The following is a 14,438-nucleotide window of genomic DNA, read 5'->3' as shown; positions in this document are numbered from 1 at the left end:
AAATTGTATGGGCCAGCACACTGTGCTCTCCTTCAATGGCATATTCCAACAGCTCCTTCACCGTAATGGCTGTCATTTCGGTTGCTTCCAATCAAGGTTTAATAAACTACCTGTCTCTTTTACATAGGCAATCGGCACAGTTCCAGTCGGGCCATTTCGATGTTTCGCAATAATAATCTCCAGCAAGTTCTTGGACTCGGATTCCTTGTCGTAGTAATCATCACGATACAGGAACGCAATTACATCGGCATCTTGTTCAATATTTCCCGAGTCCCGAATATCACTCATAATCGGGCGCTTGTCCTGGCGTTGCTCAACGCTACGGTTCAGCTGTGACAGACAGACAACAGGACAATTAAATTCACGTGCCATTTGCACATTCCGCAAACGTGGCAAGTATTGGTCCTATCGTATACGTGTAAAAGGATTTAATGATGAGTGGACGGAGTATTCGGAAAGTGGCTTTCATTCGAAACCAGAAGCTCGCAAAGCAGCCATGGAGAAAGAAGTTGAATTAAAAAATAACGAACATCATGGTGGTAAAATGCTCTTTAAAGTATTTGGAGAGATGTGGTTTGAGAATTATGTAAAAGATAAATTGAAGCCCAATACTTACAAAACATACCGCAATGCAATTCGCGATCATGCAGGCCCTGCTTTTGGAGATATGTACTTACAGGAAATTTGTCCCATGGCTTAGCAATAAAAAAGTTTGTGGGCAAAATGTGGACAATGAAAAATCAGCTTGTGGACAGGAAAAACAAAAAAAGCGTTGGAGCTAACAGCCCCAACGCTTTCCTCTTAGTACATCTTCATATATTGGTCTCGTTCCCACTGGTGCACAGATGTGCGGAACATATCAAACTCCACTTCTTTTGCTTCTTTAAAGTTTGCATAAATATGTTCACCTAACGCATCGATGATTACTTCATCTTTCGCTAAAGTACTTAATGCAGCATCCAATGAACCTGGTAAACTTGCAATACCATAAGCTGCACGCTCTTCAGCATTCATCACATAAATGTTACGGTCAACCGGTGCTGGTGGCTCGATTTCATTTTTTACGCCATCCAATCCTGCAGCCAAAATAACAGCCATTGCTAAGTAAGGGTTTGCAGATGGGTCAACTGAGCGTAATTCAATACGAGTTGATAGACCGCGAGATTCCGGAATACGTACTAATGGTGAACGGTTTTTTGGTGACCATGCCACATAACAAGGCGCTTCGTAGCCAGGTACTAAACGTTTGTATGAGTTGACAGTCGGATTCGTCACCGCTGTAAATCCTTGAACATGCTTTAATACACCCGCTAAGAAATGTTTTGCCGTTTTTGATAACTGTAAGTCTTCCCCTTCATCCCAAAACGCATTTTTGCTTCCTTGGAATAATGATAAGTTGAAATGCATTCCTGAACCGTTCACGCCGAATAATGGTTTTGGCATAAATGTCGCATGTAAGCCATGTTTACGCGCAATTGTTTTTACTACTAATTTGAATGTTTGGATGTTATCGCATGCTTCCACCGCGTTGGCATATTTGAAGTCAATTTCGTGTTGACCCGGAGCAACTTCATGGTGCGATGCTTCAATTTCAAAGCCCATTTCCTCCAATTCCAATACGATATCGCGGCGGCAGTTTTCCCCTAAATCTGTCGGTGCCAAGTCGAAGTAGCCACCATCATCGTTCAACTCTAATGTCGGGTTGCCTTTTTCATCTAATTTAAATAAGAAGAATTCTGGTTCAGGTCCTAAGTTAAAGCTTGTAAAACCTAATTCCTCCATTTCTTTTAACATTCTTTTTAAGTTAGAGCGAGGATCCCCTTCAAAAGGAGAGCCGTCCGGACGTGCGATGTCACAAATTAGTCGGGCTACTTTCCCTTTTTCTGCAGTCCATGGGAAAATCATAAATGTATCTAGGTCCGGGCGCAAATACATGTCAGATTCTTCAATACGTACGAAGCCTTCAATTGAAGAACCGTCGAACATCATTTTGTTATCCAGTGCTTTGTCTAACTGACTTACCGGAATTTCAACGTTTTTAATTGTTCCTAAAATATCGGTAAATTGCAGACGAATAAATTTAACATTTTTATCTGCTACAATTTTCTTAATGCTTTCTTTCGTTGCTTTGCTTGTTCCATTCACCATTACATTTGCCATACTTCAACACTCTCCTTTTTAGTTGGTCCTACTCAGTTTTATATTGAAAGAAACGCGATAAATCGCCTTGACGTAGCGATGTTTTTTGCATGCGCTGTGCCTGCAGCATTTCTTCACGCAATATAGTCCGCAATTCTGTATCTGTCACGCGTACCACGTCAGGTTTCTTTACATACTCTTTCGATCTCATTGCAAATACCTTTTTGACACCCGCCATATTAATGCCCTGGTCGAGTAACTCTCTTATTTCCAGCAATGCATCAATATCATCAAGAGAAAACATCCGGCGATTCCCTTCTGATCTGGCAGGGACGATTAGTTCATGTTCCTCATAATAGCGAATTTGTCTGGCCGTTAATTCCGTCAATTGCATAACCATGCTAATCGGCAGTAACGGCATAGCTCTTCGAAACTCTCGACTCATTATCTCGCCTCCCTCTTCTTACCATTTACTTTAAACTAATGTAATATCCCTTGTCAATTCAATGTTATAAAAACTAACATACGTTTTTTAGAACGATCTTATCGCATAATTCGAACATTCCCTTAAATGGTTTTATAATCCATGTTACGTTTCAGTACATATCCCGTAATTAAATGAGGTAAAATTTCATTACTATATACATTGATGCTATTTTTTTTGCAAAAAAGTTGGTTAATTTACTCGTTGAAAAGTCATCTGGCCAAAATTCATGTATAATTATTACCATGCAAATTGAGGGGGAATTTTATGTCGAAGCAAGACATCGCAAAGTCAATCGGACAAAAAATCATTGTTATTATTGGCGGTTTAATCGCCGCTTATGGATTAGAAGCAGTATTAATACCAAATAACGTATCGGATGGCGGAATTACGGGGATTAGTATCGTTATTTCTCAGCTAACGCCAATATCATTAGGCCTGCTGATCGCCTTACTAAACATCCCGTTTATTTATTTAGGATATAAACAAATCGGAAAAACCTTTGCTATCAATTCTGTTATCGGGATTGCATCATTAGCAATCGGTACTTCGCTTATGCACCATGTACCAACAATCATTACTGGCGATGCATTGCTTATTACAGTTGTAGGGGGGATCATTTTAGGTATCGGTATGGGTTTAGCACTCCGCAATGGTGGGGCTCTCGACGGGATAGACATGCTTGCTGTGTTACTTTCCAGAAAACTCCCTTTTGGTACAAGTGATCTCATTCTATTTTTAAACTTTTTCGTTTTCATTATCGTTTCGTTTGTTTTCGGATTCAAAGGTGCCTTGCTATCAGCAATTGCGTACTATATTGCATCGAAAGTTATCGTAATTGTAGAAGAAGGACTAAGCGGCTCTAAAACATACAAAATTATTACGAACGAGCCACTTAAAATGGTCGAAACGATCCGGGACCGCTTAGGACGAAGCGCGACATTCAATACGGTATACGGCGCTTACTCGCATCAGGAGTTCCAAGAAATCACTTGTGTAATTAACCGAATGGAGGAAAGCAAAATAAAAGGAATCATTCGTGAAATCGATCCGAATGCCTTTGTGACGGTGTATGAAGTAGTCGAAGTTAAAGGCGGAAGCTTCAAAAAGCAAAATATCCACTAAAACAGAAAATGGGTGTGTAAAAGGAAATTTTTCCTCTTACACACCCATTTTTTAATTCGTATTTACTTCACCGCTGCGATTCGGAATACATAATCCGATAACCGCCCCAACTACAGCCGGTACAATCCATCCTAAGCCAATTGAATAAAGCGGCAAGTAGTCCGCATAGATTGTTGAAATAGAGGACAACAAACTTACTTCAAATGCCGGTACACTACCGATCAATGCATTGTATCCATCAATTATACTAATAAAGAATACCAGCACAATCGCACCTGTAAATACAGGTTTTTTATAGTGAAACAACGGTCCTAAAAGTGCCAGGATTATTAACACAATTGCCAGCGGGTAAAGGAACATCAACACCGGAACCGCATATGTAATAATATTCGTTAACCCAAAATTCGCAATGATAAAAGAAACAGCACATAGCATCACTACAAATGTCTTATAGCTGATTTTCGGAAACACTTCATGGAAAAACTCACTGCATGAAGTAATGAGCCCAATACTCGTTTTCAAGCATGCAAGTACAATAATAATCGCCAACAAAATCGCACCGTATGAGCCGAAGTAATGATCAGCAACAGCCGCAAAAATTTGCCCGCCATTTTCAAATGTACCAATTGCGGTTACACTTGATGCTCCCATGTAAGCAATCAGACCGTATATTAGCATCATTAATGCCATTGCAAAAATACCCGATTTCCAAGTCGCTTTTGCAATTTCTTTTTTATCTGTAATACCTGTCCGTTTAATCGCATGGATGACTACAATACCGAACGCAAGTGAAGCAAGTGCATCCATCGTATTATACCCTTCTTTAAATCCTGTCATAAACGCCTCGTTAATATAGGCCCCAGCAGGCTCAACAAATTTCCCCATCGGAGAAAATAGACTAATTCCGATTAATACAAATAAAAAGATTAAAAAGGCTGGCGTTAAGTATTTTCCGATAATGTCCATTATTTTCGCCGGATTTAACGAAAAGTAAAAAACTATCGCGAAGAAAATAAAACTGAATACCGCTAGCCACATTGTTGCCTGTGAAGGATCGATAAACGGTTCAAATCCAACGACAAACGGTACGGTTGCTGTACGTGGAATTGCAAAAAACGGCCCGATCGTTAAATATAAAGCCAATGCAAAAAACAATCCAAACACCGGATGTACTTTACTTGCCAAATCACGCAATCCATTACTTCCCGACAATCCGATTGCCAGAATTCCTAAAAACGGCAAACCAATCGCCGTAACTAAAAAGCCAATTAGCGCAAACCAATAATTCGTTCCTGCCAATTGCCCCATTTGAATCGGAAATATTAAATTTCCCGCTCCAAAAAACATACCAAACAGCATCGTTCCGATTACTGCATAGGTTGAAAATGGTATTTTTTTGTCCATCATATTCTCTCCCAAGATGTCATTTCATGGTGTTTTAATGAAACGTCCTAATTTTCTTAACAATGTACAATATCATATCAGCCCTATAACAGAATGACAATAGTAATAGTAAATATAAAAGGAGCGGTGTCATAAAGTTAACACTTTTACGACATCGCTCCGAATTTTATTATTTAATTAAGCCAAATATTGTCGGCGCTGATTTTCAATCCATACACGCATTGTACGGTAAAGCATCGTCACGACAACAATCATCATAATTCCTTTAACAATATTAAATGGTAAAATACCCAGTACGATCGTTTCGTACATATTATATTCGAAGCCTAGTAAGTACGTATACAGCGGTAAGAACGCCACATAATTTAATGCTGCCATTCCTAGTGACATAACAACCGTAGAAACAACTAAGCCAGTCATTAACCCTTTTGCAGAAGGGAATTTTTTATAAATATAGTAAGCTGGTAAAATGAATAATACACCTGTAGCAAAGTTTGCCATATGACCTACCGGAATCCCTTCAGGAGCCCCTGTGTAAATCCAGTCAAGCACATTTTTGACAAGTTCAACTAGAATACCCGCAACAGGACCCATTGTAATTGCCGCAATCAATGCTGGCACATCACTGAAATCAATTTGTAAAAACACCGGGAACCATGGTAGTGGGAAGTTTAACAACATTAGAACAAATGAAACTCCACTCAGCATTGCGATTGTTACGAATGATCGTAACTTTAAACTTCTTTTTTGCATATAAATCTCTCCTCTTTGCTGATTCCATCTCGCAAGAAGAAAGGACGTATCAAATCATTTCATGAAAAAACCCTTATACTCAAATAGAGCATAAGGGAGAAATAGGCACACTTAAATAAAGGGTCTATCAGTGCATTTGCAGCAATTCCTAATTTTTGTATACGAAAAAAATTCCGCAACAAATAAGGAACTTGAAAATAAGTACTGCAAAGCACGGCATTTTCAAAAAAATGACGACCGTACCTTCACCTTCTCCCATCCAGACTATACTGTCGGCTTTGGAATTGCACCAAATCCTGCACACAAAAGTGGCTCGCGGGCTCGAAAAGTTTGACATAACTTCCTCCAAGTAAATGGTCAGAGGTTATCACTTTTATTACCGCCGGTCGGGAGTTACACCCTGCCCCGAAGATGAATCAATATGAAATTATGTAACAATTACCTTGCTACAATTCTTATTATATATAAAAAAAAGGAATTGTAAAGCCCATTGCTTACAATTCCTAGTAAATTAATTTGGATTATTGAAATTCATAATGGATACGATTTGCAGCAATCGGCTTCTCCACTGGTTTTGTGAAATCAAAACCGCCCCATTGTTCCTGTACAATATTTTCGAATTTGACTTGTTTATCAAAACTTGCCGCTGTCATTATTAACCCTTCAATCATTCGCATTGCTTGTGCAGGCTCGTAATTCTCCAAGTTTAAAGGCTCTTCAAATGTAATCGTAACGACTGATTCAGCGTCTTCAACTTTTAAATATACACCTGGCAATATAACAGTTCTATATATATCGTTCGCTTCCACCGTCATATTTTTGATTGCTTCTTCGACATTTGTAAAGCTCATTCGGAAATTAGGACTTAAATATACCGCCCCATTGCGCATCTGATACATAAAATAATTATATTGAGCGTTCTCATCATTTAATAGAAACGGCTCATTTACATCGCCAATATGATCGAAGTAAATTGGTTTTCCGGAGATATTTTCTATTTGCACTTCCGTATATGCATCACTGAAAGTATCGACAAGTGAACCAAGATAATTCGATAAGGAAGCTGTTCCTGCATCATATTGGTGACCCTCCGGCAATATGTGAACTAGCGTGTTGCCTTCTTCTCGCAATTCACCCTTGTAAGGATGATATTCATTAAACCCGAGCGACTGTTCATCAAGCAACGGACTGAATGTATTATAAAGTTCCAGCTTTGACGGATTTTCTGTACCTGTTTTTTCAGCAACAACTTCATTTGGAATCAATATGCTCACTGGTACGCTTTCTGCATCATCCCCTGCAAGACCAATTTCAAATAATGTGTTGTCGGCGAGCTCATTTTCATAAACTAACGTTTGCTCCGGTTGAGCTTCCGTCGTAAAACTATTAATCATGGAGCGCTCATTTTGTGTAGACGCATCTTCTTTTGCACTCATCGTCATATTTTCTTCCGTTTCTGGAGTCTGAATGTCAAATGTTTCATTTTGCATTGTGACGGACTCATTATTCCCTATAAATTGTGCGCTGATTAAAACAATAATAAATATTGATGCAATCGAAACGAATAACGGTGCCCAACGGATGCCTTTTTGATTGTTTTGCTGTATATGAGGCGGATCTTCATTAAATGCTCCATCATCCTTTAATCGATTAAATACCTCATCTTTTGAACGATGATCGGTTACTTTCGGTGCTTTTTTCAGAAAAAGTTCAATCTCTTTTTCATCCCAATGCTCCTTTTTCATAATGGATTCGCCTCCCTTCCTTCTTGCGCTTCCAATAGCAGCCGCAGATTCTTTAAAGCACGGTGCTGTGTCGTTTTAACTTTGCCGGGCGTCCACCCTAAAATTTCAGCTGTTTCCTGGATGGACAGTTCTTGAATAAATCGCATAATAATAACCATTTTCTGATCTCCTGAACATTCTTCCAATGCAACCAATAATTGACGGAGCTGATCATTTAATTCGGTAAATTGTTCAGGTGAAGGGATTGGGCTTACGAGTTGCTCTGTCTCCCAATCAAATGCTGTAAATGCATGCTTATCACGTACTTGTTTTTTTCTAAAATGATCGATCGCTACATTTTTTGCTATTGAAAACAGCCAGGTTTTTTCAGAGCTTTTCCCTTCGAAACGGTCGTATGATTTTATTACACGAACATACACTTCATGGGCAAGATCCTCAGCTGTGGTATGGTCTTTTACTAAGTAGAACAAAAAATTAAAAACATCCTGATGATACGTATCGTATAATCGATGGAAAATGGATTGCTGCACCCATCCCACCTCCATTCACGTAATTTGTCGTTTTCGAAACAAAAAAGTTACAATAATCATCCGTTTATAAACGAACTAGTCAATTAAAAAGAAAAGTTTATCACTTTGAGCGATTCAAAATGATAAACTTTTTCATACTCATTATTCCATTACCCCATTTTTTTAAGGTAATGGCAAGTAAAATGTAAAGGTTGTACCTTGCTGTTCGACACTATCAACAGAAATTCTTCCGTTATGTGCTTCCACAATATTTTTCGTAATGGCCAGACCTAAGCCCGTTCCGCCTTTTGAGCGAGTACGTGCTTTATCAGCTTTGTAGAACCGTTCGAATACATATGGCAAATCATCTTGAGGAATGCCTTGCCCTGTATCGCTCACTTGAATTTTTGCGTAATTTTGCTCATTTATCATAGAAACAGTCACGGATCCATCGGCTGGTGTATGGCGAATCGCATTATCAATTAAGTTCGTTAACACTTGCTCGATGCGGTCCTCATCAATCGAAATAAGCGTTTCGTCCGAAAAGTCTGTTTCAATCTGCAGTTGCACATGCTTTTCTTTCGCTGTTTGGTCAAACTTATGTGTCATTCTTTCAATAACTGTAACTAATGGTACTTCTTCCTTATACAGGGTCATATGTCCCGATTCCATCCGCGCCAAGTCAAGTAAATCTGTTACAAGACGACTCATACGCTGTGATTCATCATATATTACACGGATCATATCTATACGTTCTTCCTCTGTTGTCACAACCCCATCAATAATCGCCTCTGAATAGCCTTGTAGCATCGCGATTGGTGTCCGAAGTTCATGTGAAACATTGGCGATAAAATCTGATTTCAGCTTTTCCAGTTTTGTTTCCTCGGTTTTATCTCGTATAACAGCGACTGCACCACGAATGGAGTCCCTGCTGTACAGCGGACTAATCGTTATACTGTAATAGGATTTGCCCATTTCAAACTCTTCGTCCAGCTGATCTTCAAAATTCAAAACATGATCAAGCATTTGGTAAAGTTCATCAGGTATCGGCTTGGAGCTGTCCAATCCTTTTTCGACGAACCATTTTTGCAGTAGCCGCTCTGCAGGAGGATTGCTCACTAAAATCGTTTTATCACGATTAAATGTAATAACGGAATCGGTCATCGATGTTAAAATACTCGATAATTGTTCTTTTTCCTGGTTAATCACTTCCAAATGATGCTTCAATTGGCGACCCATCTGGTTAAACGCAACGGCAAGCTGACCAATTTCATCATTTTGCTTCGTTTCAATTTTCGAATCGAAACGTCCCTTCGCCAATTCGAATGCATGCTCTCTCATTTTACGCAATGGAAGCGTTATTTTAGAAGATAGGAAAAATGCAAAAATTGTCGTCAATATAAATGCTATGGCTGCAGCTATCACAACAATTTTCGTTGTTTCATTACTTGTCTGGTGTAACGCATCGGGATTTTTGTATATAAAAACGGCCCCATGTAAGTCTTCAACACTTTTCAGCGGGAAACCTAATACAATATAATTGGTGTCGCTCGCATCTTCTTCCCGATTTGAGGGCAACTTCAGTTCCTCTACTATCGGCTCTGATGATGCATATACTTCTTCAAATGCTTTACTGCTTATGATTTTTTGCTGAATTTCTTCTTTATTGATTCCTTCTTGTCTTGCATACAATATTTCATCTGAATTTTTGGCGATAAGTACATTTGTTGTTTCCGTTAATAATTCCGAAATAATCGCAAACTGCTTATCATCGATTTCTTCCTCATCGATAATGCTCGCAATAGCTGCGGCTGTTTGCCTTAATGAAGCCTCGGACTGTTCGTTATGATAGTTTTCAAGAAACTCCAACATGAAAATGGTGAAAATAAACAGGACAAATGAAACGAGAAGCAAAATGGTTCCCCATAGCTTCCCGACAATACTTGTTGCTATTCTAATCATTTACGACCTCGAATTTATAGCCTACTCCCCAAACCGTTACAATCATTTTCGCTGCATTTTCAGAGACACGGTTCAGTTTTTCACGCAGGCGCTTTACATGTGTATCAACTGTGCGCAGATCACCAAAGAAATCATAATGCCAAACTTCTTTTAATAATTGCTCACGGTCGAAAACTTTATCGGGTGATTTCGCCAAAAAGTATAATAATTCGTATTCTTTCGGTGTTAAATTTACTTCCGTTCCATCTGCTGTCACACGATGTGCATCATGATCAATTGTTAAATGCGGGAACACAACTAGATCTTTAGATGATGAAGAATTTGAAACAGGTGAAAATACTGCTGAACGTCGTAATATTGCTTTTACACGCAACACGACTTCTCGCGGACTAAATGGTTTCACAATATAATCATCCGCACCAAGCTCAAATCCTTGTACACGGTTTGCTTCTTCACCTTTTGCCGTCAACAATATAATAGGCGTTGTTTTCTTTTCGCGCAGTTCAGCACAAACTTCCAAACCATCTTTTTCAGGCATCATAATATCCAACAAAATACAATGATAATCTTTTTCAAGTGCCATCGAAAGTGCTTGTTCTCCATTTTCCGCTTCTTCTACTAAATAGCCCTCACGCTCTAAATACATTTTTAACAAACGACGAATTCGATCCTCGTCATCCACTATCAACACAGAAATATTTTCAGACACTGGTGTTGCCCCTTTCAAAACTCTATTTCTCTTCTCTATTGTACCTTTTTAGTGAACGATTGAAAAGAAAAGCCCAATCATTGTGATTGAACTTTTCGAACTTTATGACTGTTTATTAATTATTTTGTATAGAATTGGAAACTATTATAATTGCTTTAACGATAGGTTAAAAAGCAGTTATTGTCACATTATGCATAAGAGTGTAATCCTGCAATAACAAGATTAACAACGACTAAATTGAATAAGATGATTAGAAAACCAATTACCGTTAGCCAAGCGCTCTTTTTTCCTTCCCAGCCTTTGGACAGACGCAGGTGTAAAAATGCTGCATAGAACAGCCATGTAATAAGGGCCCATACTTCTTTCGGATCCCAGCCCCAAAATCGTCCCCATGCTTCCTGTGCCCAGATCATCGCAAAAATAAGCGCGCCTAATGTAAAAATCGGAAAAGCAATTAAAATCGAACGGTAGGCAATTTCGTCCATCAGCGTCGAGTTCACCCGTTTAACTAATGGCTGAAACATTTTCGCTATCTTTCTTCTAAAGATTAGTCGAATGAGTATATAAATAATTGTACCGAATAGAGCAGACCAAAAAACAGTTGTGAGTTTCCGTGCATCGATCAATGCCGGTAACTCAAATATCGGTGTCATACGGTCTTCAGACAGCTCCACATACTCATTCATACCGAAAATAGCCGGCATCAAATACGTTGAAGTACTGACCTGATCCAATGTATCAACGTATTCATACTTCGCTTCATAATCCATTGCATTAAATGTAACCGTTGCCGCAACGAATCCTACAACTAATACACAGCAGAACATGACTGCTTCCAGCCAAAAACTTTCTTTTGAGCGCTCGTCCATATTCACATTTCTCAGCAAATAAATAAGTCCGGCTACCGCACTAATCCCAAAAATCGATTGCCCTAACGCTGCAGTTGTAACATGGATCGTCAGCCAATGACTTTGCAGTGACGGTACTAATGGACTTACCTCTGTCGGGAACATAGAGGCATATGCAATAATCAATAATGCAATTGGTAAAGCAACAACCCCTAATGCTGCAACTTTATACGTAAAGTAAATAACGATAAAAGAAAGTACGATGAACATACCGAATGCTGTCGTAAATTCAAACATATTACTAACCGGTGCATGTCCTGTATAAATCCAACGTGTAATAAAATAACCTAACTGCGCAACAAAACCGATAATTGTAACAACAAGGGCAATTTTACCGTATTTATCTGCCCGAGCTGCTGCTGTGTCATTTTTTACTTTAATTGCGCCTGCAAATAAAAATGTCCCTACCAAATAACTAATAAATGCCGCATACAGTAAATAACCGCTTAAATCGATTAAACTCATAAGGTTTTACCATCCTTTTCTGTTTCAACATGTTCGTTGTTTTCTATTTCCTGTTGATCTACGTATTGTGGTAAATGAGCATGCTTCGTTAATGCATCTAAATCTTTTTTCATACTAAACCAGTTTTTATTCGTATGTGCTGCCATGCGTATTGTTCCATCAGCCAACTGTTCAATCCATATACGGCGATGATTCCAATAGGAACCGATTACAACACCAATCATAAAGATAATGCCCCCTACGATTAAAATAGGGATTGTCCGGTCATAACGGATCGTTAAACCCGACATATGTCGCGTTTCCACATTCGAAAACTTCATTTTATAAATATTGTCACCTTCTGGCTCCAGTGTTTGTTGGATCGCAACAAAGCTTGTCTCCCCATCCGGTGTTTCAGGGGTAGTCATTTTAAAAATAAATGCCGGATTATTCGGTGTTTGGGTAGCAGTTTGCGGTACACCATCTTCAAAACCTGAAAAGTCCGGATAAAAACCCATTAATTCGACCTGTGCGCCATTTTCGAGCGTATATACTTCCTGCGGGTTCGTTAAATCAATGCTTAATTGGCCAAGCGATTGTTCTGTTTCCTTATTGATTAAATCAAAAACCATTGTTTTAATCTCATTTAATCGGAAATCCATCTGATAAAATGCATAGCCCTCATGCTTGAGCGGATGGTTTACCTGAATTCCGTATTGCTTCACTTTTTCCAGGTTTTCCGCCTGTCCTGGTACGCTATTTTCCTGCTGTTTATACAATGTCACGTCTGTCTGGTAATTTTTTGCGACTACATTGACCCCTTGTTTGATCTGCTCGCCCTGCGGAACATTATCGTAAGTCTCCAAAATAAATTTATCATTCTTCAGGAAATACCCGTCCATACCCGGTACTGCACGTGTCTCGCCTTCACGAAGCCACATCGATTCATCAACGTACATGCCCGGGACTAAATGGAGCATGACCCCAATTAAAAAGACAATTAATCCAACATGGTTTACATAGGCACCATAGCGCGAAAAACGCCCACGTTCCGCTAAGATGGAATCATCCTCACGTCGGACATTGTATTTCAATGTTTTTAAAGATTGTTCAACGAGCTGAAGCGTTTGATCGGGCGTTTGATCGGGCGTTTCAGTTGGTTTCCCCTCACCAATAATTCGCTGACGCTTCATAAAGTTTGAATGTCGTTTAACTCGTTGGTTTTTTAAAGATTTATGTAATGGAATACCTCTATCTATACTTGCAATAATAATGGACACGCCTAACATTAATACAAGTAATTGGAACCATAAGGATGAATAAAGATCCGATAAACCTAACGCGTAGTATATTTCACCGAACCATCCATAAACATCCGAATAGTACTTTTCCTTCTCAGCGTCTGTCGCTACGCTTATGTAAAACTCCTGAGGCAGGATTGTACCAATTGATGCTGCTATTAAATTGATAATAATGAGCGTAATTCCGACTTTCACACTTGAGAAAAAATTCCAAATCTTATCAATAATTGACTTGTTATAAGTTTTTGAACGTATGGCTGTCCCTTCGTACCGCATATCTGCAATTTTTTTGCTTTTTTCTTCTGCGGATAATGGAGAACCGCATTTTTGGCAGAGTGTTGTACCTTCAGGATTTTCATGCCCGCATTCACAAAGTAGTTTATTCATTGCGTAAAAACTCCTATTCCGGCTTGATTGACTCCATATATTGCACAATTTCCTTCTCGGTCATTTCTCCAGTAATAATACGGTCTATTGTACCGTCGGGTTTAATGAAAATTGATGTAGGCAGGGGTCCAATATTATAGGCAGTGAAAACACTTTTCGTTTTATCGATCGCAACCGGGAACGTCATCCCCATATTCGCCACATATTTTTTCACTTCAAATTCAGACTGTGCGAAGTTAACGGCAATAATTTGAACATCCTGGCCCTTAAATTCCGCATATTGACGCGTCATTGCAGGGAATTCCCGTTCACATGGCTCACACCATGTACCCCAGAAATTCAGTACGACACCCTTTCCCTCGTAGTCTTTCAATCTATGTTTTTCCCCTTGTAAATCTACTACTTCAAAATCAGGCGCCTGTGCCCCGGCTTGTACAATATTTATTTTATCTTTCGTTACGGCAGCGTAAACTGTATATCCGATTGCGATTGCTAAAATGGTTAAAATGATGCCGCGAGTCACAGAACGTTGTTTCTTTTTTTCCAAATAAAAAACCCCCTTCCACTT

General features: G+C 39.1%; 13 protein-coding genes, 1 pseudogene and 1 riboswitch. Of the genes and pseudogenes, 2 read left to right on the top strand and 12 right to left on the bottom strand.

Annotated features, from left to right (window positions below; translation table 11 throughout):
• Positions 1-72: 72 nt before the first annotated feature.
• Positions 73-375: pseudogene (locus tag MHH37_RS06290) on the bottom strand (DnaB-like helicase C-terminal domain-containing protein); the annotation flags it as partial.
• A gap of 121 nt (positions 376-496) precedes the next feature.
• Between MHH37_RS06290 and MHH37_RS06285 the strand changes: the two are divergent.
• Positions 497-700 (top strand): N-terminal phage integrase SAM-like domain-containing protein, encoded by a 204-nt coding sequence (locus MHH37_RS06285; protein ID WP_342575445.1) that lies wholly within the window; start codon positions 497-499, stop codon positions 698-700.
• 101 nt (positions 701-801) lie between these two features.
• On the opposite strand, the gene glnA is transcribed toward MHH37_RS06285, so the two are convergent.
• Entirely contained in the window at positions 802-2,148 is a 1,347-nt protein-coding gene (gene glnA / locus MHH37_RS06280) for a type I glutamate--ammonia ligase (protein ID WP_342576220.1), read from the bottom strand.
• A gap of 40 nt (positions 2,149-2,188) precedes the next feature.
• Positions 2,189-2,584 (bottom strand): MerR family transcriptional regulator, encoded by a 396-nt coding sequence (locus MHH37_RS06275; RefSeq protein ID WP_008408113.1) that lies wholly within the window; start codon positions 2,582-2,584, stop codon positions 2,189-2,191.
• Between the two features lie 306 nt (positions 2,585-2,890).
• On the opposite strand from MHH37_RS06275, the gene MHH37_RS06270 reads away from it, so the two are divergent.
• Positions 2,891-3,748 carry a YitT family protein gene (locus MHH37_RS06270; protein ID WP_342575444.1) on the top strand — a complete coding sequence of 286 codons (858 nt, stop codon included), beginning with the start codon at positions 2,891-2,893 and terminating at the stop codon, positions 3,746-3,748.
• Positions 3,749-3,799: 51 nt separating this feature from the next.
• Here the strand turns inward: MHH37_RS06270 and brnQ are convergent, their stop codons facing one another.
• The 9 genes from brnQ to resA all read right to left on the bottom strand — a co-directional run bounded on the left by brnQ (position 3,800) and on the right by resA (position 14,417).
• The gene (brnQ, locus tag MHH37_RS06265; protein ID WP_342575443.1) at positions 3,800-5,152 is read right to left on the bottom strand and encodes a branched-chain amino acid transport system II carrier protein; all 1,353 of its coding nucleotides are present in this window, start codon (positions 5,150-5,152) and stop codon (positions 3,800-3,802) included.
• 177 nt (positions 5,153-5,329) lie between these two features.
• Positions 5,330-5,905: an ECF transporter S component gene (locus MHH37_RS06260; protein ID WP_014824338.1), complete on the bottom strand. Its 576-nt coding sequence runs from the start codon at positions 5,903-5,905 to the stop codon at positions 5,330-5,332.
• A 243-nt stretch (positions 5,906-6,148) separates the two neighbouring features.
• Positions 6,149-6,322, bottom strand: a riboswitch (FMN riboswitch).
• A 104-nt stretch (positions 6,323-6,426) separates the two neighbouring features.
• Positions 6,427-7,650, bottom strand: coding sequence for a hypothetical protein (locus tag MHH37_RS06255; protein ID WP_008408109.1), 1,224 nt, complete (start codon positions 7,648-7,650; stop codon positions 6,427-6,429).
• Positions 7,647-8,180: an RNA polymerase sigma factor SigX gene (locus MHH37_RS06250; protein ID WP_342575442.1), complete on the bottom strand. Its 534-nt coding sequence runs from the start codon at positions 8,178-8,180 to the stop codon at positions 7,647-7,649. Before MHH37_RS06250 ends, MHH37_RS06255 begins: the two co-directional genes overlap by 4 nt.
• Positions 8,181-8,342: 162 nt before the next feature.
• Complete coding sequence (locus MHH37_RS06245) at positions 8,343-10,121, bottom strand: ATP-binding protein (protein WP_014824341.1); 1,779 nt, start codon at positions 10,119-10,121, stop codon at positions 8,343-8,345.
• Positions 10,114-10,830, bottom strand: a complete 717-nt coding sequence (locus MHH37_RS06240; RefSeq protein ID WP_014824342.1) for a response regulator transcription factor — start codon at positions 10,828-10,830, stop codon at positions 10,114-10,116. The genes MHH37_RS06245 and MHH37_RS06240 overlap by 8 nt, the downstream gene beginning before the upstream one ends.
• Positions 10,831-11,018: 188 nt before the next feature.
• Complete coding sequence (gene ccsB, locus MHH37_RS06235) at positions 11,019-12,203, bottom strand: c-type cytochrome biogenesis protein CcsB (RefSeq protein ID WP_342575439.1); 1,185 nt, start codon at positions 12,201-12,203, stop codon at positions 11,019-11,021.
• Positions 12,200-13,870, bottom strand: a complete 1,671-nt coding sequence (locus MHH37_RS06230; protein ID WP_342575438.1) for a cytochrome c biogenesis protein ResB — start codon at positions 13,868-13,870, stop codon at positions 12,200-12,202. Before MHH37_RS06230 ends, ccsB begins: the two co-directional genes overlap by 4 nt.
• A 13-nt stretch (positions 13,871-13,883) precedes the next feature.
• Positions 13,884-14,417, bottom strand: a complete 534-nt coding sequence (gene resA / locus MHH37_RS06225) for a thiol-disulfide oxidoreductase ResA (RefSeq protein WP_008408103.1) — start codon at positions 14,415-14,417, stop codon at positions 13,884-13,886.
• Between the last annotated feature and the right edge of the window lie 21 nt (positions 14,418-14,438).

The sequence above is a fragment of the Solibacillus sp. FSL K6-1781 genome (genome assembly GCF_038630735.1).
Taxonomy (GTDB): domain Bacteria; phylum Bacillota; class Bacilli; order Bacillales_A; family Planococcaceae; genus Solibacillus; species Solibacillus silvestris.
This window is presented reverse-complemented; position numbering and strand designations above follow the sequence as displayed.